At 55.5% G+C, this 21,922-nt stretch carries 20 protein-coding genes; 1 reads left to right on the top strand and 19 read right to left on the bottom strand.

Going from position 1 to position 21,922, the window contains the following annotated elements; genetic code table 11:
- Positions 1 to 73: 73 nt before the first annotated feature.
- From ACFQO0_RS08475 to ACFQO0_RS08515, 9 genes are all read right to left on the bottom strand, one after another.
- Positions 74 to 382, bottom strand: coding sequence for a hypothetical protein (locus ACFQO0_RS08475; RefSeq protein WP_382233619.1), 309 nt, complete (start codon positions 380 to 382; stop codon positions 74 to 76).
- A gap of 139 nt (positions 383 to 521) precedes the next feature.
- Positions 522 to 3,881 carry a DUF748 domain-containing protein gene (locus ACFQO0_RS08480; protein WP_382233621.1) on the bottom strand — a complete coding sequence of 1,120 codons (3,360 nt, stop codon included), beginning with the start codon at positions 3,879 to 3,881 and terminating at the stop codon, positions 522 to 524.
- Between the two features lie 229 nt (positions 3,882 to 4,110).
- Positions 4,111 to 4,485 (bottom strand): monovalent cation/H(+) antiporter subunit G, encoded by a 375-nt coding sequence (gene mnhG, locus ACFQO0_RS08485; protein WP_382233623.1) that lies wholly within the window; start codon positions 4,483 to 4,485, stop codon positions 4,111 to 4,113.
- On the bottom strand, positions 4,482 to 4,760 hold the full coding sequence (locus tag ACFQO0_RS08490) for a K+/H+ antiporter subunit F (protein ID WP_382233625.1): 279 nt from the start codon (positions 4,758 to 4,760) through the stop codon (positions 4,482 to 4,484). The genes mnhG and ACFQO0_RS08490 overlap by 4 nt, the downstream gene beginning before the upstream one ends.
- Entirely contained in the window at positions 4,757 to 5,263 is a 507-nt protein-coding gene (locus ACFQO0_RS08495) for a Na+/H+ antiporter subunit E (protein WP_382233627.1), read from the bottom strand. Before ACFQO0_RS08495 ends, ACFQO0_RS08490 begins: the two co-directional genes overlap by 4 nt.
- Positions 5,260 to 6,888, bottom strand: a complete 1,629-nt coding sequence (locus ACFQO0_RS08500; RefSeq protein ID WP_382233629.1) for a monovalent cation/H+ antiporter subunit D — start codon at positions 6,886 to 6,888, stop codon at positions 5,260 to 5,262. The genes ACFQO0_RS08495 and ACFQO0_RS08500 overlap by 4 nt, the downstream gene beginning before the upstream one ends.
- A complete protein-coding gene (locus ACFQO0_RS08505; RefSeq protein ID WP_382233631.1) occupies positions 6,885 to 7,229 on the bottom strand; it encodes a Na+/H+ antiporter subunit C in 345 nt (114 codons plus the stop codon). The genes ACFQO0_RS08500 and ACFQO0_RS08505 overlap by 4 nt, the downstream gene beginning before the upstream one ends.
- Positions 7,229 to 10,159, bottom strand: coding sequence for a monovalent cation/H+ antiporter subunit A (locus ACFQO0_RS08510; RefSeq protein WP_382233633.1), 2,931 nt, complete (start codon positions 10,157 to 10,159; stop codon positions 7,229 to 7,231). The genes ACFQO0_RS08505 and ACFQO0_RS08510 overlap by 1 nt, the downstream gene beginning before the upstream one ends.
- Before the next feature lie 362 nt (positions 10,160 to 10,521).
- Positions 10,522 to 10,968: a CopD family protein gene (locus tag ACFQO0_RS08515; protein WP_382233635.1), complete on the bottom strand. Its 447-nt coding sequence runs from the start codon at positions 10,966 to 10,968 to the stop codon at positions 10,522 to 10,524.
- A gap of 202 nt (positions 10,969 to 11,170) precedes the next feature.
- On the opposite strand from ACFQO0_RS08515, the gene ACFQO0_RS08520 reads away from it, so the two are divergent.
- Entirely contained in the window at positions 11,171 to 13,027 is a 1,857-nt protein-coding gene (locus ACFQO0_RS08520) for an ABC transporter ATP-binding protein (RefSeq protein WP_382233637.1), read from the top strand.
- Between the two features lie 83 nt (positions 13,028 to 13,110).
- Here the strand turns inward: ACFQO0_RS08520 and ACFQO0_RS08525 are convergent, their stop codons facing one another.
- The 10 genes from ACFQO0_RS08525 to ACFQO0_RS08570 form a co-directional block, all read right to left on the bottom strand.
- Entirely contained in the window at positions 13,111 to 14,397 is a 1,287-nt protein-coding gene (locus ACFQO0_RS08525; RefSeq protein WP_382233639.1) for an MFS transporter, read from the bottom strand.
- Positions 14,398 to 14,458: 61 nt separating this feature from the next.
- Positions 14,459 to 15,499 (bottom strand): lipoyl synthase, encoded by a 1,041-nt coding sequence (gene lipA / locus ACFQO0_RS08530; protein ID WP_382233641.1) that lies wholly within the window; start codon positions 15,497 to 15,499, stop codon positions 14,459 to 14,461.
- A 161-nt stretch (positions 15,500 to 15,660) separates the two neighbouring features.
- Positions 15,661 to 16,311 carry a lipoyl(octanoyl) transferase LipB gene (gene lipB, locus ACFQO0_RS08535; protein ID WP_382233643.1) on the bottom strand — a complete coding sequence of 217 codons (651 nt, stop codon included), beginning with the start codon at positions 16,309 to 16,311 and terminating at the stop codon, positions 15,661 to 15,663.
- Between the two features lie 8 nt (positions 16,312 to 16,319).
- The gene (locus ACFQO0_RS08540; protein ID WP_382233645.1) at positions 16,320 to 16,625 is read right to left on the bottom strand and encodes a DUF493 family protein; all 306 of its coding nucleotides are present in this window, start codon (positions 16,623 to 16,625) and stop codon (positions 16,320 to 16,322) included.
- A 102-nt stretch (positions 16,626 to 16,727) separates the two neighbouring features.
- Positions 16,728 to 17,576, bottom strand: coding sequence for a D-amino acid aminotransferase (locus tag ACFQO0_RS08545; RefSeq protein ID WP_382233647.1), 849 nt, complete (start codon positions 17,574 to 17,576; stop codon positions 16,728 to 16,730).
- 233 nt (positions 17,577 to 17,809) lie between these two features.
- Positions 17,810 to 18,988: a D-alanyl-D-alanine carboxypeptidase family protein gene (locus ACFQO0_RS08550; protein ID WP_382233649.1), complete on the bottom strand. Its 1,179-nt coding sequence runs from the start codon at positions 18,986 to 18,988 to the stop codon at positions 17,810 to 17,812.
- A 104-nt stretch (positions 18,989 to 19,092) separates the two neighbouring features.
- On the bottom strand, positions 19,093 to 19,716 hold the full coding sequence (locus ACFQO0_RS08555; protein WP_382233651.1) for an alpha/beta hydrolase: 624 nt from the start codon (positions 19,714 to 19,716) through the stop codon (positions 19,093 to 19,095).
- Positions 19,717 to 19,789: 73 nt separating this feature from the next.
- On the bottom strand, positions 19,790 to 20,110 hold the full coding sequence (locus ACFQO0_RS08560) for a (2Fe-2S) ferredoxin domain-containing protein (RefSeq protein ID WP_382233653.1): 321 nt from the start codon (positions 20,108 to 20,110) through the stop codon (positions 19,790 to 19,792).
- Positions 20,111 to 20,149: 39 nt separating this feature from the next.
- Positions 20,150 to 21,307: a VanZ family protein gene (locus ACFQO0_RS08565; RefSeq protein WP_382233655.1), complete on the bottom strand. Its 1,158-nt coding sequence runs from the start codon at positions 21,305 to 21,307 to the stop codon at positions 20,150 to 20,152.
- Entirely contained in the window at positions 21,277 to 21,903 is a 627-nt protein-coding gene (locus tag ACFQO0_RS08570) for an ABC-type transport auxiliary lipoprotein family protein (RefSeq protein WP_382233657.1), read from the bottom strand. The genes ACFQO0_RS08565 and ACFQO0_RS08570 overlap by 31 nt, the downstream gene beginning before the upstream one ends.
- Between the last annotated feature and the right edge of the window lie 19 nt (positions 21,904 to 21,922).

A 21,922-nucleotide genomic window follows, 5' to 3' on the forward strand; every position in this document is an offset into this window, starting at 1 on the left:
TGACTAACATTGGAAGCAAAGGGTGCGGAGACGACGCGCTGGCATAACATCTCTTGTTGCCGACGAGGGTATATCAGTACAAGAGGGGATAAGCGCCGATACACACAATAGAGAAACCTAAAAGATCAAATAGGCTTCCACGGAGAGATGCACTACGGTTATAGCTAGTAATTTTCATCCCTGGAGCAATCCTTGTTTGAAGCGGATGATTTATCCACTCACCTAGACCAATGAAGAATGCTCCCAAACTAATGAGAATGACGGTCTTGTTATCGACGCCCTTGAGGTCAACAGTCAAGGCCACTAGAAGAAAAACAATGCTGGCGACAACCACGGCTTTATACCAATAGTCGATCACCAATGATTGCAGTGGGTTTGTCATGGCAATGGTCAACTTGTTTTATATAGATAAAATAATAGATGCATGTAGGTTTCCTTATCATCCGGCTTTACTTCCCTACGAACCTCCGCAGGTTATTTTTTAAAACAAGAGTAATGTGAAGCGGGCAGTCGCACCACTGTCATTTCAAAGAAAAATCAACCCGATTCGCCTTCGCTTTTGCCGCATCATCTTTAGCACCTTGATTACCCGACTTCGATCCCAGTATGAAAATTCGTGTATCCGGCACTTTGCCTTCGCCGGTCAGCCAATCTTTCACAGCTTGTGCGCGGCGATTGGCGAGTGAATTCAGGTCGTCGTCGCTGACGGTGGCGTTGGTGCTTAAGAGATTTTCCATTTCTTCAACCGGCACGTCTTTTTGCAGGCCGACCAAATTGCGCGGCTTCTTGAAGTCGGCGTCTTTATAAACACGTTTCAGCAAGGCTGGATATTCTTGCGGCGTAACGGTGATGCTGTTTGCTTCAGCGGACTCGCCGCGGCCTACCATGTCTTTCAATTTCAATGCGCGGACCTTGCGGTCTATCGATGCTTTCTTCAAGCCTTCGCGATCTGCTTCAGGATCGGTGCGGCCGGTGATTTCCAGTTTCAGGGCGGGGCGATCCAGCAATAGTTTGGACATGCTGGTCAGCTTGGCGGCGCCAGCGTCGGTGATGCGCGCACGGCCCGGATCAAATTCGAGTATCGATAATTCTTCGCCGCCGCCGAAGAGCGAACCCAGCAAGGTGAACGGTGCTGTAACTGCTTTGGTGATGACGTTGACGATGACCTTGACGATCAGGCCGCCGACTGAAAACTGCGGATCGTCCAGCGAACCGCCTATGGGCAGATTGATGTCGATGACGCCGTTCCTGTCACGTAATAGCGACAGCGCAAAATTCACCGGCAGGTTGGTCGCGGTGGGACTTTCAATTTTGTCGCCTAGCGTTAATTGCTCCAGGATCAGGCGGTTCTGCGCAGTCAGTACGCGGTTCTCGACCCGGTAGGCGACTTCGAACGAGAGCTTGCCTTTCTCTATGCCGTAGCCGATGTAGCGACCTGAATAAGGCGAGAGCGGCGCCAGTTCCATGCCACGCACTGCCGCCTTGATATCCATCTCCAGATCGCCCTTGAGCGGATTGATCTTGCCGTCAATCTCTAGCGGCGCGCTGTTGACTTGTCCTTTCAAATTGACGTTGGCGCTGGAGTTCGCATCGGATGACAGGCCGCTGACGACGCCGCCAAATTTCATCAGGTTGGCAGTGTAGTTCGGCTTGATGAAGTTGTCGGTGAAGCGCACATGGCCGCCCTGCAGCGTCAGCTTCTTGATCTTGATGGGCGGGATGTCGCTCGCGGGTTTTGCAGGCGGCAGTACTGCAACCTTTTCTTTTGCGGGGGCTGCGGCAGGTGCAGTAGTCGGCTCTGCCTGTGTCACGCTTTTTTGTACGCCGCCGGTATCGGCAACTTTGACATCCTGCAAATTGATGCGTCCATTTGCATCGAGAATGATGCGGGCAAAGAAGTCGCTGAGGGCAACCTGATCGATGCTGAGCGCGAACGGTGCGAGGCGTACATCCATGCCGCCAAAGTACAGCGACTTCCAGCGCAGGAATTCATTGGTGCTGAGTTTGTCCACGGTGCCCAGATTGCCCAGCGTGACATCGCCCTTGAAGCCGCCCAGCAATTCGCCATTTTTTCCTTGATCGATTTGCAGTGTGCCCTTGCCGGAAATGTCGGCCCGCGTCAGCAAGATATTGATTTGATCGGTGATGTAGGGCTGCACTTGCATGATGTCCACACTCTGCAAATCCAGTGCCAGATTGGTGTGCAGAGGAGCCATGCCGAGATCGCCGCTGATGGCGACCTTGCCGGTTTTGTTGACTGCCGCCTGCAAGTCGAGCTTGCCACGCGCGCCCGCCTTGGTCGATACGTTTTGCATGGACAACTTCAACGGCTCTATGGTGGTGATGGCCGGACGTTTCAGGCTGCGGTCTTCCAGTCTTGCGGACCAGTTGTCGATGCCGATCTTTTTGACATCGATGGTGTAGGGTGCGCTCGCAGCCTCGCCCTTGGCTTTGTCGCTGCGCGCCACGCTGGCGGCTTTGCCGGCATCCGTCCGTGACTTGTCTTGCTGCAAAAAGAACGTGGCCTTGTTCGATACCACTTCGTCGACGCTGACGAGCTTGCTGCCGGTATCGACATTTATTTTGTGGACGGCCAGGTCAAACTTTTCTGCCTTGGCTTGCATCGGATGGGCTGCCTGCATATCGGTAAAACGCAGGGCTGCATTTTGAATAGAGAGTTCAGCCAGCGCAAAGCTGAGCGCGGCTTCGGGTTTTGCGGGTTCTGCTTTGCCTGCAGCGGGTGCTGCAGTAGTGCTTGCTGCAGGTGCTGCAAATGCCTGCGCTGCTACAGGCGTTGTGCCTTTTTTGGTATTCGCTGTCCCTGCACTCGGCGGCGTCAGCAGGTTTTCAAAATTGAATTGTTGATTTGGATTGCGGGTGATATCCGCTTCGATGCCGTTGATTGCGAGCTTGGCGACTTCGATGCGCTTGCTCAATAGCTGCGCATCTTTTAGCGTGACCGTCAGCTCCGGCAGTTTGATGATGGATTTATTGGCCGCATCATTCAGTTGCAGCGACTTCAGCTTGATGTCGCCGCTCAGCAATAGCGCCGGTGCCTGATTTTTGGGTTGCTGGAAATTCGCGATCAAATGCATATCGAGGCGCGCGCTGGGGACCTTGAAGTGCGGCGTGCCGGGTATGTATTTCAAATAGGTGGTGAGGTCGAGATTGTCCAGGTTTAGATCGACGACGGCCTGGACCGGGTCGGCGAAGGGCAGAGTTTTGCCCTTGATCAGCAGGGGTGTGTCATTGACGTTCGCGCTCAGCAGCGGTTCAACGAAGATGTCGATTTGCGAATGCAGCGATGAAATGAAGGGGACGCCCAGTTTTAAATCTGTCACCTGATGTACGGTATTAGCCGGTCTATCGTCGAATTCGATATGGCCCTTGTCGATCTGGATATTGAAGACGGAAAAGCGTGCAGGCTCTGGCGATGGCGGCTGGCTGTTGATCAGCGCGATGATGTCGTCGATGTTGTAGCGTGTCGCATCCTTGCGCACCAGGTGCACATAGGGCGCGCTCAGTTGCAATTGTTCGACCACCGGCGCGAAGCGGAACAGCGATTTGTACGAGACATTGACGGTCAGCGCTTCGAAGCCGGCAAATTTCACATCGCCTTCGGGTTCCATCATCTTGACATCGCGCAGGGTGACGCGCATCGCGTACGGGCTGACTTCTACCTGGCCTATGGTGGTTTGTCGGTTGAGCTTCTCGGAAATCAGTTTTTCTGCCTGTGACTTGATGATGCCGGGCAGCGCAAAGTAGCCGAACAAGCCGATAAAAACGATGAAAATCACCAGCCCAATTGCGGTCCGCCTGACCGCCGGTTTGCCTGAAAGTTGACGTAATTGGTGCGGCAGCTGCTGTAGGGATTTTTGCATGGAAGTCAGCATGGACCGAGAGTGGTGGTAGGTGGATTCTACCAGTGCACCCGCTGAATTGTTGCTGATTTGAATACGCTTTTAGTGGCTAGCTCAACGCTGCCGTGCGGCGCCATCGGCATGGCTGAAAGCGTGGGGCCGGCTGGCGTTGCCGCTGTCACTAGCGAGGTGACTCAAGCGGCTGGCTTCAACGCAAGCACCCCGCATTTAAAAATGCAGAGGAAGAAATTCAATCCTTCTTGGAGAATTGATACACCTCGTCAGCGTCGGCGCCCGTCACGCGCTTGCCGAGGCGTAAATCCCGATAAACCGCCGCCCGCATAATCAGCATGGCGACGACAGGTGCAGTCAGCAGCAGGAAAATCGTGATGATGATTTCATGGATGACCAGCCGTGATTGCAGCACGCTAAAGTACAGCATGGACGCAAGCAGTATGCAGCCTGCGCCCAAAGTGACCGTGATCGCGGGACCGTGTATGCGTTGATAAAAAGTGGGCAGGCGCATCAAGCCCAGTGCGCCTATCAGGATGATGGCGCCACCGAGTATCAGCAGCAGCGAGACCGGCAAAGCGGCCCAGGCCGGCAGGCTGTCAAAAGTCTTCATTCAATAATCTCCCCGCGCATCAGGAACTTGGTGAGCGCAATAGTGGAAACAAAACCGAGCAGTGCAATCAGCATCGCAGCTTCGAAATAAATCAGGCTGCCGAAGGTGATGCCCATCATCAACGCCAGCAGCATTGCGCACATCCACAAGGTGTCGAGTGCGAGCACGCGATCATGTGCGGTCGGGCCTATCAATAAACGTATCGTGCAAAACAGCATCGCCAGCAAGATGCAGATGAAGGCGAAGCCGATCGACCATTCCAGCAGCGTCGTCATGCTGTCTTCTCCTGTTCAAAGATTTCAATCAAGGGCTGTTCGTATCGCGTCTTGATGGTATCTATCCACCATTGCTCGTCATGCAGATCGAATACATGCAGCGCCAGTTCATGGTTGTCCGGCAGGATTTCCACCCACACGGTGCCGGGTGTTGAATTGATCAGGCACGACAGTACAGCGAGTCCATAGGGATTGCGCATCGTGAGCGGAATCTTGATGAACTGCGAATTCAACTTGCTCTTGGATGCAAACAAAATCACCCAGCTGACATTGAAGCAGGAGCGCACGATTTCCACCAAAGCCATCCCCAGCAGGCGAAACAGCTTGAAAGGGTTTGCCATGTGCGGATAGAGCATGGGCTGAAGCGGACGCGTCAGATGCGGCAAGACCACAGCAACGATGGCTCCTAACAGCAGATGTGCGGGTTCCACACTTTCGTTGAGCAAAAGCCAGAACAGGAAGAGCACAATCGACATCACGGGTGTGGGCAGCCATCGTTTCATGGTGCAACTCCTTCGTTGCGCGTGCCAGGCACGACGGGCGCGTCCAGCACCTTGTGTATATATTGCGTCGGCTGATGCAGGTCTTTACTGGTGCGCGCCAGATAATCGTAGGCGGGGCCGGCCTGCACCGTCAACGCGACACACACGAGCAGCAGCAGGCTGATAGGGGCGACTTCCGAAACATGCAGGCGCGGCGCGGCGATCGCGCCGGCAGCCCAGAATGTCCTTACGCCGAAACGCAGCATGGAAATGATGGCGGCCAGGCCGGACAGCACGATCAGTGCCATCAAGACCCAGGTACGCGAATCGATCACAGCATCAGGCGACTCTGGATTGAGCAGCGCATGGAACAAACCGAATTTCGCGACAAAGCCGGACAAGGGCGGCAGGCCCGTGATGATCAATGCACAACCGGCAAACGCCAGACCAAGAAAAGCCAGTGCGCCGGGGATGCCGACGCCGGCCGTTTCTTCCGGCGCTTCTTCAATCGCGAATGCTTCCATCGTCAGCGCCAACATGGCGGCACCGGGCGAACGTATGCGCTCTACCAATTCAATCAACAATACGAAGGCTGCCATCGCCAGTGTCGAGCCGATCAGATAGTACAAGCCCGCGGTGACCAGCGATGCCTGTCCATAACCGATTACGGACAGGAGCGTGCCGGACGAAACGATCGCGCCGTAGCCCGCCATGCGCCCCGCCGTCTGACTCGCCAGCATGCCGGCAGCACCGAACACGATGGTCGCCATGCCGCCCCATAACAATGCTTCAAAGCCGAAACCTGCGGCCGCGCTGGCATCTGAAGAGAAAGCCAGCAGCCATAGACGCAGAATCACGTAAGCGCCGACCTTGGTCATCAATACCAGCATCGCGGCCACCGGCGGTGAGGCTGCCGCATAAGTTGTGGGCAGCCAGAAGCCGAGCGGCCACATCGCACTCTTGACGAGGAAGGCGATTGCCAGCACGGCCACGCCTATCTTCAACAAGATCAGGTCGGTGGTGTCTATGTCGACCAGGCGCACCGCCAGATCGGCCATGTTCATCGTGCCGGCGCTGGCGTAAATCAAGGCGACGCCGATCAGGAACAAGAGCGAGGCAGCCAGATTGACGGCGATGTATTGCATGCCGGCGCGTATGCGGTTGGTGTTGTAGCCATGCAGTACCAGGCCATACGACGCTGCCAGCATGACTTCAAAGAACACGAACAGATTGAACAGATCATGCGTCAGGAAGGCGCCGTTAATTCCCATCAGCAGGAACTGGAACAGTGTGTGGAAGTGGACGCCGATGCGGCTCCAGCGCAGCATCGAGAACAGCAATGCGGCCATGGCCAATATGGCAGTCAGTAATAACATCAGCGACGCCAGTCGATCTGCAACCAGGGCGATGCCGAACGGTGCCGACCAGTTTGCCGCCAGGTAGACGCCCATGCCTTCCGTCCAGTGGCCGCTATCGGTCAGATAAACGAGTGCGACGGCAACGGCGAGCTGCAACAGCACTGACGACAGATTGACGAAGAACTTGAACTGATGGCGTTTTTCGTTGATCAGGATCAGTAACGCGCCGCACAGCAGCGGCAACAGCACAGGCAGAATGATCAGGTGTTGCATCCAATCCAGCTTCATTGCTCGGACTCCTCACCATCGACGTGATCGGTGGCGGTCAGGCCACGCGAACCTATCATCACCACCAGATACAGGGCGGTCGTGGCAAAGCCGATCACGATCGCTGTCAACACCAGCGCTTGCGGCAGAGGGTCGCTGAACAGGGACGGATCGGGCGTGCCCGCGCCCAGCGTCAGCGGCGGACGGTTCACCCAAAGCCTGCCCATGATGAAGATAAACAGATTGACTGCATATGACATCAGCATCAAGCCGGTCAGGACCTGAAAACTGCGCGGACGCAGCAACAGCCAGATGCCCGAGCCGAACAGCACACCGATTGCGAGCGAGATAACAATTTCCATTAAATGATTCCTCGCTTGTTGGTTGCCGCAGCGGGGTCGTTCGCGCTAGCGGCTTGCGGACGACGGCTACGTATCGATTGATGCGCCAGCGCGACCAGGATCAACATGGTGGCGCCGACCACGACCACGAACACACCGAGATCGAAGAAGAAGGCACTAGGGATATGTATTTCGCCGAGCAGCGGCAAATTGACATGGGCGGTGTGGCTGGTCAGGAAAGGATAGCCAAGCACGACTGCGCCGAGGCCGGTTGCGCAGGCAGTGACCAGCCCGAATGACAGCCAGCGCAACGGCCGCAGATGCAAGTGCGATTCCACCCAGGTAGTGCCTGCCACCATGTATTGCACGATGATGGCAACGGCGAAGATCAGGCCCGCGACAAAGCCGCCGCCCGGCAGATTATGGCCACGCATGAAAAAATACACGACGATTATGCCCATGAAGGGCAGCAGAAAACGCAGGTACACAGCGGGAATCATCAGGTAGCCGCTATCCACCTGTTCGGCCGGGGTTTGTTTGGCGGCGAGGTCGACCTTGTTGAGTTGCTGTTCAGGCAGCGCCATGCTTTCCGGCGTGGGACGGAAGCGCCGCAACAGGGCATAGACGGTCAGTGCGACGATCGCCAGTACGGTGATTTCTCCCATTGTGTCGAAGCCGCGGAAATCGACCAACAGTACATTGACCACATTGCTGCCGCCACCTTCCGACATGGCGCGCAGCAGGAAGAAGTCGCCTATGCTCGCCGGTTGCGGATGCGTGAGCACGATGTAACTGACGGCGGCGATGCTGAGACCGCCTATGATCGCCAGCGCCATATCGCGGGAACGGCGCAACCAGACTGTGCGCGGGATCTGCATATTCAATTCGCGCGGCACCAGGCGCCGTGGCAGCCAGCGCAAGCCGAGCAGGATCAGCACGGTGGTGACGGTTTCCACCATCAATTGCGTCAATGCCAGATCCGGTGCCGATAGCCACAGGAAGGTCATGCTGACCACTGCGCCCGTGCCGCTGATCAGGATCAGTGCGGCAAGGCGGTGATATTTTGCCTGCCATGCGGTAGCAATCGCGCAGGCACAACCGATCAACCACATCAGCGCAAACAAAGGATCAACGCTGGAAAACGAGATATCGCCTAATTTCGGCAAGGGTCTCACGAGCAAAAGCGGCACTGCAATCATCGCGGCGATGATCAGGAATAATTGCGGTTGCAGGCGGCGCGTGCCCAGCACTTTCACCAGCAAGGCTGCGCCAGCCGACACGCGCAACATCGTGCTTTCGTAGGCTTGCGCGCCACTCAAGCGGTGCAGTACCGGCACGCGATCGCGTGACTGCAGCGTAAAGTATTTGCGCAAGATGACATACAGCAGCACACCACCAGCGAGCGCAGCAAAGCTCATTACCAGCGGTAAGTTGAAGCCGTGCCACATGGCCAGATCGTAGACTGGAGCGCGCGCGCCCAGTACAGACACCACCGCGCTATCGAGAAACGGTTTGATGCTGATGCCCGGGGCAATCCCGACGATCAAACAAAGCAGTACCAGACAGTCAACCGGGAAGCGCATCCAGCGCGGTGGTTCATGCGGCGTTTTCGGCAAATCTTGCGACAGCTTGCCAAAGAATACGCTGATGAAACGCAAGGAATAAGTCACGCTGAAAATACCCATCGCAACTGCGGCATACGACATCCACCAGTTGTCACTGCCGCCGACCAGTGCGGTTTCGGCAAAGAACATTTCTTTCGATAGAAAACCATTCAGCAAAGGCACGCCTGCCATCGCCGCGCTGGCAACAATCGCCAGCGTTGCGGTAATCGGCAAGGCATGGCGCAAGCCGCGCAAAACCCGCATATCGCGCGTGCCGGTTTCATGGTCGATGATGCCAGCCGCCATGAACAGTGACGCCTTGAAAATCGCATGATTCACCGTGTGGAAAATCGCTGCCACCATGCCGAGTGGTGAGCCGATGCCCAGTAAAACCGTGATCAGTCCAAGATGACTGATGGTGGAATAGGCCAGCAAGCCTTTCAGATCGTGCTGAAAGATCGCGAACAAAGAGCCGAGTAATAAAGTGCAGACGCCGGCGCCGGCGATGATCCACATCCATTCTTCAGTGCCCGACAAGGCGGGCCAGAATCGCATCAGCAAAAATACCCCGGCTTTGACCATCGTCGCTGAGTGCAGATACGCCGATACCGGGGTCGGCGCCGCCATCGCGTGCGGCAGCCAGAAATGAAACGGGAACTGTGCGCTCTTCGTCAGTGCGCCCAGCGCCACCAGTATCAGCACCGGCAGGTATAAATCATGAGCGCGTATCAGGTCGCCGGCCTCCAGCACGGTATCGAGATCGTAGCTGCCGACGATGTGACCGATGATCAATACACCGCACAGTAGGCACAGGCCGCCGGCACCGGTCACGGTGAACGCCATGCGGGCACCGCGCCGTGCATCGATGCGGTGATGCCAGTAGCCGATCAGCAAAAATGACGTGATGCTGGTCAACTCCCAGAACACCACGAGCTGAATCAGATTGCCGGACAATACAACGCCCAGCATCGACCCCATGAACGCCAGCAGGAAAGAGAAGAAGCGCGGCACCGGATCTTCCGGCGACATGTAATAGCGCGCATACAGCACGACCAGCAAGCCCACGCCCAGCACCAGCATGACGAACAGCCACGCCAGACCATCCATGCGCAACATGAATTCCACGCCGAACGCCGGCATCCATGCGGCTTGATAACGCACGACTTCGCCAGCGCCGACTTGCTGATACAGATACGCGGAGACCAGCAAGCCGAATAGAGCGATGCCACCGGCCAGTACAGATTCACGATTGCGGGCGGTGGCCGGCATGCATGCGGCGATCACGCTGCCTATGAAGGGCGCGAGAACGATGGTGAGCAGCAAGATGGATTCGGAAATTCTGTACATGCGCAGGGAATCTTCAGGGAAAACGCTCAGCCGCTATCACTAGAAATCAGCAGAGATCAGAAAATAAGGCTCGCATCGCATGGGCGCGAGAATTCTTGATTGATAAAAATATCCCCTCAATGTTCGGAGATGATTGCGTTGGTCACAGTCCAGGACTGGATAAAACTCTCAACCACCCGCCTGAAGGCATGGCAGGTTTGTGTTGAGTGCGATGCGGGTAAGGCATTGCGGTTTTGCTATGTGATTACTGAGAATTGATGCGTGAGGTTGCGCGCATCACGTTTGCCTCAGTCAATATTATAAGGGCACGACGAAAACACGCGGGCAAAAAATCATCCGCGAATTTTCTGGAAGATCAATTTTTACAGCGTGAGTGGTCCCAGCACGCCTATCGCAATCGTCAGCAAGCCGATTACCAGATTGGTGGCGACCAGTTTGCGCATGGTTGCCATTGCGGCCCCGCCCGCTTGCCAGTCTTGCGCTGCGACTGCACGTTTCAGGCGGCGATAAGGTGCAAAAAAGATGTGCGCAAAGATCAGCATCATGGTTACGCCGAGTACGAACATCAGCATCACATGCATAGGCGGTTTACCCATGCCGGCCATCAGCGCCATACCGCTGGCAAAAATCAGAGCAATCGAAATCCACACCCAAAGGAAAAATTTGGTAAACACGCCAGCCAGCAAAGTCAGGCGTTGCGGCGGTTCCAGTGTCACTGCGGCAACAGGGCGCAATGCATTGTGGGCGAAGAACATGCCGCCTACCCACACTGTGAACCCCAGGATATGAAGAAATTTCGCTATGAGCATGGGATTTTCTTTGGGAAATGAATGTCGAGAGCCATAGAGTAGCCGATGAAACGCAGATCACAAAGCAGTTCAAGGCAATCAGCAGGCCAACATCGATGTGTCGAGTAAGCGATAATCGCGGTTTGCGAAATTGAAGCAGAAATTGAAGTGGAAGTTGCAGCAGTTGCGGCGATACGCCAATGATTGCTATCTGGAGAATGGAATGCTGGGCTGGTTTGAAAAATTATTGCATCCGTATCAGGAAGAAGTGCCGGCGACCCCGCCGCGCGGATTCATTGCATTTGTGTGGGCATGTACCAAGGGCGCGCGCCGCTATATCCTGGCCATGACAGTCGTGACCGCGTTGACCGGTGCATTTGAAGCATTGCTGTTCGCGATGATGGGCCGCATAGTCGATTGGCTCGCGCATGTGGAACCGGCGATGTTGTGGCAGCAGGAGGGTGACAATTTGTTATGGCTGGCAGCGATCATCATGCTGAGCGTGGTGCTGGTTGCATTGCAGACTTTCTTCAAACATCAGACGCTGGCTGGTAACTTTCCGATGCAGCTGCGCTGGAATTTCCACCGGATGATGCTCAATCAGAGCATGGGCTTTTATCAGGATGAATTTGCCGGTCGTGTCGCAACCAAGGTCATGCAGACTGCGCTGGCGGTGCGCGACGTGTGCATGATCACTGGCGATATTCTGGTGTTCGTATTCATTTACTTCATCACACTGGTCAGCGTGGTCGGCACCTTCGATCGCTGGTTGCTGGTGCCGTTCTTGACGTGGGCATTTTTCTATCTGTGCGCCTTGCGTTATTTCGTCCCGCGACTGAGCAAGGTCTCGCGCAAGCAGGCCGATGCGCGTTCGCTGATGACAGGTCGCATCACCGACGCCTATACCAACATCAGTACCGTCAAACTGTTCTCACATGCCGGCCGCGAAGCCGGCTATGCACGCAGTGCGATGAAAGAATTTATGGTCGCCGTGCACGGCCAGATGCGTTTGGTCAGCGGGTTTGAAATCGTCAATCACAGCCTCAGCATGTTGCTGATACTCGGCACCGCCGGTGCCGCGCTGTGGTTGTGGACCATGGGCCAGATCGGCGTCGGTGCGGTAGCTGCGGCGACTGCGATGGCGTTGCGCCTGAACGGTATGTCGCATTGGGTGATGTGGGAAATGTCGTCCTTGTTCGAGCAGGTCGGCACCGTACAGGACGGCATCAATACGCTGTCACGCGTACACACGGTGACGGATGCTGCCGATGCCATGCCCTTGCAGGTAAGCAGGGGCGAATTGAAATTCGAGCAGATCGGTTTTGCTTATGGTGGCAAGCGGGCCGTGATTGATCATCTGGATTTGACGATACGCCCGGGCGAGAAGGTCGGCCTGGTCGGTCGTTCCGGTGCGGGCAAGTCGACTATCGTCAACCTGCTGCTGCGCTTCTACGATCTGGAAACGGGCCGCATCCTGATCGATGGACAAGACATTGCGCACGTCACGCAAAATAGCTTGCGCGCACAAATCGGCATGGTCACGCAAGATACCTCGCTCTTGCATCGCTCGGTACGCGACAATATTTTGTATGGTCGCCCGGATGCCAGCGATGCCGACATGATAGACGCGGCGAAACGTGCCGAAGCGCACGATTTCATTCTGAACTTGAGCGATGCAAAAGGGCGCACCGGTTACGATGCGCATGTGGGTGAGCGTGGCGTCAAATTATCCGGCGGGCAAAGACAGCGCATTGCGATTGCACGCGTGATGTTAAAAGATGCGCCGATATTATTGCTGGATGAAGCAACCAGTGCGCTCGATTCAGAAGTCGAGGCCGCCATCCAGACCAGTCTGTATGAACTGATGCAAGGCAAGACCGTGGTGGCGATTGCACATCGACTGTCGACGATTGCCGCTATGGATAGATTGATCGTGCTGGACAAGGGCCGCATCGTGGAACAGGGTTCGCATCGCGAGCTGCTGCAACAGAACGGATTGTATGCCCGCCTGTGGGCGCATCAGAGCGGTGGTTTTTTGGGCGAGGAAGCAGAAGACGAGCAGCTGAGCCTCAATGCCTGAATGGTTTGCGCCATGTAAAAATGTCCAGGCGTGACGCACGCCTGGACATTTTTATTTCAGTTCGCTCCGCGTAATGCGTGTTGCTAAGCGCGATTCTTTACCAGCAACAAGGCAACGAGCGTTAACGCCGCCGCACCGGAAAGATAAAAACCGACGTAGTGCAAACCGTAATTGGTCGCCAGCCATGTAGCGGCATACGGCGCCAGCGAGGCGCCAAAAATTCCACCGAGATTGAAGGTCAGCGACACGCCGGTGTAGCGAATTTCGGCAGGGAAAAGTTCAGACAGCATGGTGCCGAGCGGACCATACGTCATCCCCATCAGCGCCAGCCCCAGCGACAGGAAAATTGTCACCGCAACGATATTGTTTGCGACAAACATCGGCGCCATCAGCAAGCCGAACAAAATCATCGCAATTGACACCAGTATCATCGTGATGCGTCGGCCGTATTTATCGGCCAGCAAAGCAGAGACGGGAATCGTGATCGCAAAAAACACGACGGCAAACAATTGCAGGATCAGGAACTGCTGGCGTGAATAACCCAGCGCTGTGGTGCCCCAACTCAAGGCGAACACAGTCATCAGGTAAAACAGCACGAAGGTGGCGAGCGCGATGATGGTGCCCAACACCAGCATGCGACCATGTTCGCTGAATACCGTTGCCAGTGGAATTTTGACGCGCTCGCCCTTGTCCAGCACTTTCTGGAAGGCCGGTGTCTCGGTAATTTTCAAGCGCACATACAAGCCGACTAGTACCAGCACCGCGCTGGCGAGGAAAGGAATGCGCCAGCCGTAGCTGAAGAATTGTTCATTGGTCAGCGTTTCACTCAGTAACAGGAAGATGCCGCCCGACATGAAGAAGCCCAGCGGCGCGCCCAGTTGCGGAAAGCAACCGTACCAGGCGATCTTGCCCGGCGGCGCATTTTCAGTCGCCAGCAATACCGCGCCACCCCATTCGCCGCCCAGACCCAAACCTTGACCGAAGCGGCACAAGGCCAGCAGCAACGGTGCGGCAGTGCCTATCGATGCATAGGTTGGCAGCAGGCCGATGGCGACGGTCGAGATCCCCATCGTCAGCAGCGCTGCGACCAAAGTGGCCTTGCGCCCTATGCGATCGCCGTAGTGGCCGAACACTGCAGAGCCGATAGGCCGCGCGAAAAAGGCAATTGCGAAAGTCGCCAGCGATTGCAGCACGGCGGCAGTCGGGCTGGAGGACGGGAAGAACAGATGCGGAAAAACCAGTACCGCAGCCGTCGCGTAGATATAGAAATCGAAGAACTCGATCGTGGTGCCGATCAGGCTGGCGAACAGGACGTTGGCAGGGGAGTTTACTTTTTTCAAGTCGGCAGTAATGCCGTGACCATCGCTCATCTTTTTATTCTTTCATCCCTGAGGCATTCAATGCCTTGCTTTATTGTTTTGCCGGCGGCAGTTAATTGCTGTTGTTGATGGCGGTTATGCTGCCGGTGGTGACGCCATGCGCCTGCTGGTCTGCGTGGTAGCTGGAACGCACCATCGCGCCGACTGCCGCATGCGCAAAGCCCATCTTGTAGGCTTCTTCTTCATACATTTTGAAAGTGTCGGGATGCACGTAGCGACGTACCGGCAAATGGTCGCCGCTAGGCATCAGGTACTGGCCTATGGTCAGCATGTCGACATCGTGGTCGCGCATGTCGCGCATCACCTGCAAGACTTCTTCATCGGTTTCGCCCAGGCCGACCATGATGCCGGACTTGGTAGGGGTGTTTGGATGCAGCGCCTTGAAGCGTTTCAGCAAGTTCAGCGAGTATGCATAGTCGGAACCCGGACGCGCTTCCTTGTACAGGCGCGGTGCGGTTTCCAGATTGTGGTTCATCACATCCGGTGGGGCGAGATTCAAAATCTCCAATGCTTTATCCATGCGGCCGCGGAAGTCGGGGACTAAAACTTCAATACGTGTGTTTGGCGACAGTTCGCGTACGCGGCGTATGCATTCGGCGAAATGACCGGCGCCGCCATCGCGCAGATCGTCGCGGTCAACCGAGGTGATGACGACATAACTGAGGCGCAATGCCGCGATGGTTTTTGCGAGGCTCTCGGGTTCGTTCACATCGAGCGGATCGGGACGGCCGTGGCCGACGTCGCAGAACGGGCAGCGACGCGTGCACTTGTCGCCCATGATCATGAAGGTCGCAGTGCCTTTGCCGAAGCATTCGCCGATGTTCGGGCAACTGGCTTCTTCGCAAACCGTCACCAGATTATTGGCGCGCAGGATGTCCTTGATTTCGTAGAAGCGGGTCGACGGTGATGCGGCTTTGACGCGTATCCAGTCCGGTTTCGGCAGCCGTTCCATCGGCACCACCTTGATCGGGATGCGTATGGTTTTGGCCGAACCTTTTTGCTTTTCGCTTGGGTTATAAGCGCGGGCAGGGGCTGCAGTTTGAGCGGCAGCTTCAGCTGTTGCGGAGGATTCTGGATTGTTGTCGATCGTCATTGGGCTGGTCGCTCTTCGTCAAGTATTGCCATGACAGCGCTGGGTACGGCGCTGGATAGCAACGCGTGGCGCAGACGTTCGTCTTTGCCACGATAAAAATGGATACGGCAGGTAATAAAAACAGTAATGCAAAAACGGTAATACAGAATGTGAATACGCGTCTATCTGGACAGGCTTTGCGTCAATTTTTCAGCCAGCGCATTTTGCACGGCACTTAATGTCGCGTGTGCGCCCAGACTTTGCATATCGATCGTGGCCAGGCCTTCATAACCGCAGGGATTGATCCAGGAAAACGGCGTCAAATCCATCGCCACATTCAGCGATACGCCGTGATAGGTGCAACCGTTGCCGCGTATCTTCAAACCCAGAGCCGCGATTTTTGCGCCTTGCAGCGGACCGTCCGCCAGGTAAATGCCGGGCGCGCCCAGCTTGCGTTCACAGGCAAGATTATACGCCGCCAGCGTATCGATCACCGCCTGCTCGATTTTGTTGACCAGCTCGCGGGCAAAGATGCGCGCATCGGCTTGATTGCGTCGCAAATCCAGCAGCAGGTAAATGACAACCTGGCCGGGGCCGTGATACGTGACTTCGCCGCCCCTATCGGTTTGTACTACCGGAATGTCATGCGGGTCGAGGACATGCGTAGGATCCGCCGCCAGCCCAAGTGTGAAGACCGGCGGATGTTCGACTATCCACAATTCGTCGGCAGTCTGCGGCGTACGCGCATCGGTAAATGCGCGCATCGCCGTGTAGGTGATGTCGTAGGATTCGCGCCCGCGTTGCAGAACGACGGGGCGGTTGAGTACTGTCATGCGGCTACTTACAGCACCACTTTCACCATCGGATGCGACGATAGTGCCCGATACAGATTGTCGAGTTGCTCGCGGCTGGTGGCACGTATCGTGACTGTCAGCGCCAGATAATTGCCGCCCGAGGATGGACGTGTTTCCAGTTTTCCCTCATGGAATTCAGGATCGTGCAGCGTAACCAGATCCACGATGGTCGCGGCGAATTCATCGTGCATCGCACCCATGATCTTGATGGGGAAGTCGCTGGGATATTCGATCAGGCTTTCGCTCGGATCAATCGGTTTGGTCAAATCAAGTGGTTTGGTCGGTTCAGTCATGGTGGTGCTCTCAGTGGTTGTCAGGTCGCGCAACGATATCAATAAAGTACGCAATAAAGTGCGTAATAAGTGCAGTAGTGATGAAGTGCGTCGGATGGATTTTCATGCAATTTTCACCGCCTGGTAAGCGGTGTATAACTTCTTGCAAATGGGGCCGGGCCTGCCGTTTCCAATGGCCTGACCATCAATGGACACGACAGGCAACACTTCCTTGGACGCCGATGACAATAATACTTCGTCAGCCGCAAAGACTTCTTCCCGCGCAATGCGCTGCGTCTTGAAAGGGATGTGGTCGGCGGCGCACAATTCTTCCATCAAGCCATAGCGTATACCTTCCAGGATCAGGTTGTCGGTGGGCGGCCCGATCAGGCTGCCATCCTTGACTATCCACACATTCGACGCCGACCCTTCGGTCAGAAAGCTGTCGCGGAACTGTATTGTTTCATTGGCGTCATTGGCTGCCGCATTCTGTGCGGCGAGTACATTGCCGAGCAGCGAGATGGATTTGATTTCGCAACGCAACCAGCGCTTGTCTTCCATTGTGACGCAGGCCACGCCGTGTTCACGGCTTGCTGCCGGGATCGGCATCAGCGGATTGCTCATGATGAAAACGGTGGGCGTCGGTTCGCTGCGCGGGAACGCATGTACGCGTTGCGCAACGCCGCGTGTGACTTGAATATAGACGAGCTGATCGGTAGCCGGTTGAAGGCGCACGACTTCGTCGATCAGATCCAGCCATTGTTGTTCGGTGTGCGGATTGACGATGCTGACGGCAGCCAGGCCACGAAACAGACGGCCTAGATGTTGTTGCGGACGGAACAATCTGCGGCGATACACCGGGATGACTTCGTAGATGCCGTCGCCGAAAATAAAACCCCTGTCGAGCACAGGGACTTTCGCTTCGGAAAGCGGGGTCATCGTGCCGTTCAGGTATACGAAGGGATCATCCATGGCTGTTCGCATCGTGGTTGAAGAACAGATTTTGGCACAAACGCTGTCGCTACGCGTTGAAAACATTGCAACAGCCTGGCAAGGGGAGCTCAAGCCAAAAAGACAAACGGCACATTCAAATGGATTGAATGTGCCGTTGCACTTGCTGCTTGATTTTGTGCGATGGCTGTGGCGCCAAGCGTTAGTTTATCGCCGCTATTGCCGTCTCATACTGCCAACCCGCGTGGGGGGGATCAATGTATCCACAAACGGATCGAATCCAGTGCGCGACCGAACAGGCCGGCTTGCGCCACTTGTTCCAGTGCCAACACCGGCAATTCGGCAATGACTTTATTGTCGGCTGACATCACCTTGATGGTACCGACCTGGCTGTTCTTGTCGATAGGCGCAACCAATGGGTCTTTGCGTGCCAGCACTGGCTTGATTTTTGCGCCTTGGCCTTTCGGTACGGTCACATAAACATCATGGGTAAAGCCGATCTTGATGCTGTTTTGCGAACCTTTCCAGACGTTCGGAGTAGCGATCGCCGCATCTTTTGAATACAGTTTGACGGTATCAAAATTCTGGAAGCCCCAGTTCAACAGCTTCTGGCTTTCCTGCGAGCGCGATTGATCTGAAGTTGTGCCCAGCACGACAGAAATCAGGCGGCGTTCATGATTGCCGTTTGGACGTTTTGCTGTCGAGATCAGGCAGTAGCCTGCTTGTTGTGTATGGCCAGTCTTCATGCCGTCTACGCTAGGGTCCAGCCACAGCAAACGATTGCGGTTGGATTGCTTGATCTTGTTGTATGTAAAGTCCTTGGTCGCATAGATCTTGTAAAACTCGGGATGATCGTTGACCAGATGCGTCGCCAAGATGGAAAGATCGCGCGCCGTTGAATAATTGTTCGGGCTAGGCAAGCCATGTGAATTGGCGAAACGGGTGGACTTCATTCCCATGCGTTCTGCCTCACGATTCATCAATACGGCAAATGCATCTTCAGTACCGGCAATTGCTTCTGCCAATGCCACCGCAGCATCGTTACCCGATTGCACGATCAAGCCGTACAGCAAATCGTTGACGGACACCGGAACGCGTGGCTCGATAAACATTTTCGAGCTTTCCGCATCGACTTTCCATGCATTGGTCGAGACCGTGACCATTTGAGCCAGGCCGATGCGTTTTTCCTGAATAGCGGAAAAAGCAATGTAAGCGGTCATCAATTTGACTAGCGATGCCGGCTCTATGCGCATATCCGGCTCACTAGATGCCAGGATTTGATTACTGGTCGAATCCAGCAAGAGCCACGATTTGGCGGCGATGGTCGGGGCCGGGATGGCCTGTGCAAAAGATGTCTGCGCAACAGCGTTGCTGGTGACTATGGCGGAAAGGGAAAAGACGGAGGCTGCGATGATCGCAAATAATTTTTTCATAAGACTCTGTATTGGACGCACGCGGTGACCATGCCATGCTGATTGAAGAAAGGGTGATTATAGACTTGCGGCCCTTGGACGGACAGAGATGCGAACAAGTTCCATCATCGTCTCCATAAGGCGATGACGTGATTTTTAATGTGATGCAGCTTGCGACCAAAAAAATGGTCTGCGCCGGGTACCACGATCACCGGCAGATCTTGCGGCCGGGCCCATTCAAAGACATTCGTCAATGGAATCGTTTCATCGAACTCGCCATGAATCAGAATGGTATCCGCCGGCACATCCGGCAAAGGCCATTTTCCCGGCGCCGAGCCGACCAGCACCAGCCGTTCGGCGGGCGTTCCCTGTTCTTCCAGACGTTTTTGTAATTGCGTCTGCACAAAGGTGCCGAAAGAAAATCCGGCCAGCGCAAACGGTACATCCGGATATTGTTCACGCATGTGGGTCAGCAGTTGCGCCATATCGTCGGTTTCCCCAACGCCTTCATCGTAAACACCCGCGGAAGCGCCGACGCCGCGGAAGTTCATGCGCACTGCGGCGTAATTCAGCGCCACGAATGCGCGTGCCAGCGTATGCACGACCTTGTTATCCATCGTGCCGCCGAACAGCGGATGCGGATGACCGATCAGCGCAAGGCCGCGTGGGCTTGCCTCAGGAAGATCGAGTGCGCATTCCAGCGCACCGGCTGCACCTTGCAAGGAAAAACGTTGGGTTTGGGCGTTCATGTTTTATCTTGAATGACGGGCTGTAGTGCTGATTTGCAGTGCAAGTCGTGTGCTTCGAATATTGCTGAAGAAACTAGATTTTCAAACGATCCACGATTTTTCCGGCGACCAGATGTTCGTCGATGATTTCATCGATGTCGTGATTGTCGACATAGGTATACCACGTGCCTTGCGGATAAATCACGAGTACCGGGCCTTCTTCGCAGCGCCCGAGGCAGCCGGATTGATTGACGCGCACATCACCGCTACGGCTCAATCCGAGTTCCTTGACGCGTGCCTTCAAGTGTTGCTGCGCAGCGTGCGCACCTTTTTCGGCGCAACATTCGCGGCCATCGTCGCGTTGGTTCATACAAATGAAAAGATGCTGGCCAAAATGCTGTTTGTCTTCTGTCATCACGGTGCTCGCTTTAAAGACCGGAATGATACACCGGCATCATGTTCGCTTCACGCGATGGCTCGCATGCAGCAAGAACCACAATGCTGCAGCCGGCCATAGCAAGGACAGGAATTGTGCCGCACCATTGAAGTTGAGGAATTTTCCCTGTACCCAGGTTTCTAGCGTGGCAACAAAATAAGGGTTGGCCGGTGCCAGATTGATGACGACGAATGCCGCGATCAGCAAGGCGACGGCACTCCGTCTTTGCGTGGCCGATGGCATAAAAGCAAAGCCTGTCAGCAATCCAAGTCCCAGCAAGACGCCGCCTTGCGCGCCTGGCGTGATCCACGTAAAGGCGTTTTCCGGCGTAAAGAAGAGGGCAGTGGAAAGCGCTTTGACGGCCAGCGCCGCAATCAGCAAAGCAAGCAGCAGTAGCACGCGCGGCGCCTTGTCGCGCAACACGCAGAGAAACGCCAGCAAGGCACCGCTCATACTCAATGCGGTAATGATGGCTTCTGCCAGCCAGTATTGTTCAACCGAAAGTTGCACTCCATTGCGCAACCAGCTGCCGAGATCGACAGGTGCTTCCAGCAGCATGGATAACCAGTCTGACAAGATAGGCAGGATTTGCCCATTGCCGAACAAATAGCTTTGCGGGTAAATCTGCGCCAACGGCCACAACGCAAAAATGATCAGGCCGCGACTCGCTTGTGCCGAAAACCAGCGTTGTCTGTAGTAGCGCAAGCGGCTGCGTTCCAATACCAAATGGCTGCTTGCACTGCCGATCAAAGCGCCTATCAATGCGCCCAGGCTATTGGTAACGAAATCCAGATTAGAGGCGACACGATTCGACAGCAGGGTTTGGATTGCCTCCATCGAGCCGGATAAAACCGTGCCAAAAAGTAGCGCGAGCAGGACCGCAGCGATGCGACGAATTCTGGGGTGCAAAGAATATACGGTCAGGATGCCGAGTGGCACATAACCGAGCACATTGATGGCGACGTCGAAGCCGGTCCAGTAGCGCGGCCATCCGGCAAGCAGATAGGTTTCTAGCGGCAGTCCCATGCTTTGCCAGCCTGTAAATGGATACAGACTCGCATAGATGATCAGCAGCAGATAAGCCAGTAGCGCACCACGCGAAAATGCCGATGCCTGCGGCTTTGGCGCGAGCGGTGGCAGCGGGCTTATTTCTTCGGCGGCAGTGTCGCTAACCATACGGCCATTTCATTAATGATTGCATCACTTGCCGCAGCAAGTGCAACGGCACCGCCCTGCGCATCGGCGCTGGTGGCTGGAACCTGCTTCACAAACATTTTTTGCGCACGCAGGATGCGGCCATCGAATACCGATGCACGCATCGCGATATTGCCGCTACTTTGTCCTGCGCTATCGAAGCCTTGCGAAAAATCATCGGCTTCAATGCGCAATATCGGCAGGTTGACGGCGCCATCCGATGCCGGCACCACCACACCGCCCGCCTGCGACAGACGGGACTTCAGACGCAATAAAAATAACTGGGCGGGCGCCATCGTCCATTTGCTCGCCGAATACGGGCGCGGTTGCAAATCGTTGGCGTAATTGAGCCGATAAAACATGGCCTGGCTATCCAGCCAGCTCGGTGCCTTGATATCGGCAACGCTGATCGCCGGCAAGGGTGCGCCGGCATTCAAGGTAGTCTGTGCGCGTAGCGGACCCAGATCGAAGAGGGCGGTGGATTGCGGATCGGTCGCGCACGCTGTGAGCAGCAAGCTACTACTTAATATGAGTGCAGCGGTGTGCGCAGTCAAAAATCGGCGGGATAGGTTTTTCATCTTAAGCCTTGAGCAATAT

Source organism: Herminiimonas aquatilis, from assembly GCF_042665175.1.
In the GTDB taxonomy this organism is placed as follows: domain Bacteria; phylum Pseudomonadota; class Gammaproteobacteria; order Burkholderiales; family Burkholderiaceae_D; genus Oxalicibacterium; species Oxalicibacterium aquatilis.

What these genes read in the sequence shown, in the direction of transcription:
- lipA (WP_382233641.1), bottom strand. Translation starts at nt 15,499, where the DNA reads ATGACGATCGACAACAATCCAGAATCCTCCGCAACAGCTGAAGCTGCC.
- ACFQO0_RS08520 (WP_382233637.1), top strand. Translation starts at nt 11,171, where the DNA reads ATGCTGGGCTGGTTTGAAAAATTATTGCATCCGTATCAGGAAGAAGTG.
- ACFQO0_RS08475 (WP_382233619.1), bottom strand. Translation starts at nt 382, where the DNA reads ATGACAAACCCACTGCAATCATTGGTGATCGACTATTGGTATAAAGCC.
- lipB (WP_382233643.1), bottom strand. Translation starts at nt 16,311, where the DNA reads ATGACAGTACTCAACCGCCCCGTCGTTCTGCAACGCGGGCGCGAATCC.
- mnhG (WP_382233623.1), bottom strand. Translation starts at nt 4,485, where the DNA reads ATGAAGACTTTTGACAGCCTGCCGGCCTGGGCCGCTTTGCCGGTCTCG.
- ACFQO0_RS08540 (WP_382233645.1), bottom strand. Translation starts at nt 16,625, where the DNA reads ATGACTGAACCGACCAAACCACTTGATTTGACCAAACCGATTGATCCG.
- ACFQO0_RS08515 (WP_382233635.1), bottom strand. Translation starts at nt 10,968, where the DNA reads ATGCTCATAGCGAAATTTCTTCATATCCTGGGGTTCACAGTGTGGGTA.
- ACFQO0_RS08500 (WP_382233629.1), bottom strand. Translation starts at nt 6,888, where the DNA reads ATGAAGCTGGATTGGATGCAACACCTGATCATTCTGCCTGTGCTGTTG.
- ACFQO0_RS08510 (WP_382233633.1), bottom strand. Translation starts at nt 10,159, where the DNA reads ATGTACAGAATTTCCGAATCCATCTTGCTGCTCACCATCGTTCTCGCG.
- ACFQO0_RS08560 (WP_382233653.1), bottom strand. Translation starts at nt 20,110, where the DNA reads ATGACAGAAGACAAACAGCATTTTGGCCAGCATCTTTTCATTTGTATG.
- ACFQO0_RS08550 (WP_382233649.1), bottom strand. Translation starts at nt 18,988, where the DNA reads ATGAAAAAATTATTTGCGATCATCGCAGCCTCCGTCTTTTCCCTTTCC.
- ACFQO0_RS08505 (WP_382233631.1), bottom strand. Translation starts at nt 7,229, where the DNA reads ATGGAAATTGTTATCTCGCTCGCAATCGGTGTGCTGTTCGGCTCGGGC.
- ACFQO0_RS08555 (WP_382233651.1), bottom strand. Translation starts at nt 19,716, where the DNA reads ATGAACGCCCAAACCCAACGTTTTTCCTTGCAAGGTGCAGCCGGTGCG.
- ACFQO0_RS08565 (WP_382233655.1), bottom strand. Translation starts at nt 21,307, where the DNA reads ATGGTTAGCGACACTGCCGCCGAAGAAATAAGCCCGCTGCCACCGCTC.
- ACFQO0_RS08545 (WP_382233647.1), bottom strand. Translation starts at nt 17,576, where the DNA reads ATGGATGATCCCTTCGTATACCTGAACGGCACGATGACCCCGCTTTCC.
- ACFQO0_RS08480 (WP_382233621.1), bottom strand. Translation starts at nt 3,881, where the DNA reads ATGCAAAAATCCCTACAGCAGCTGCCGCACCAATTACGTCAACTTTCA.
- ACFQO0_RS08495 (WP_382233627.1), bottom strand. Translation starts at nt 5,263, where the DNA reads ATGAAACGATGGCTGCCCACACCCGTGATGTCGATTGTGCTCTTCCTG.
- ACFQO0_RS08570 (WP_382233657.1), bottom strand. Translation starts at nt 21,903, where the DNA reads ATGAAAAACCTATCCCGCCGATTTTTGACTGCGCACACCGCTGCACTC.
- ACFQO0_RS08525 (WP_382233639.1), bottom strand. Translation starts at nt 14,397, where the DNA reads ATGAGCGATGGTCACGGCATTACTGCCGACTTGAAAAAAGTAAACTCC.
- ACFQO0_RS08490 (WP_382233625.1), bottom strand. Translation starts at nt 4,760, where the DNA reads ATGACGACGCTGCTGGAATGGTCGATCGGCTTCGCCTTCATCTGCATC.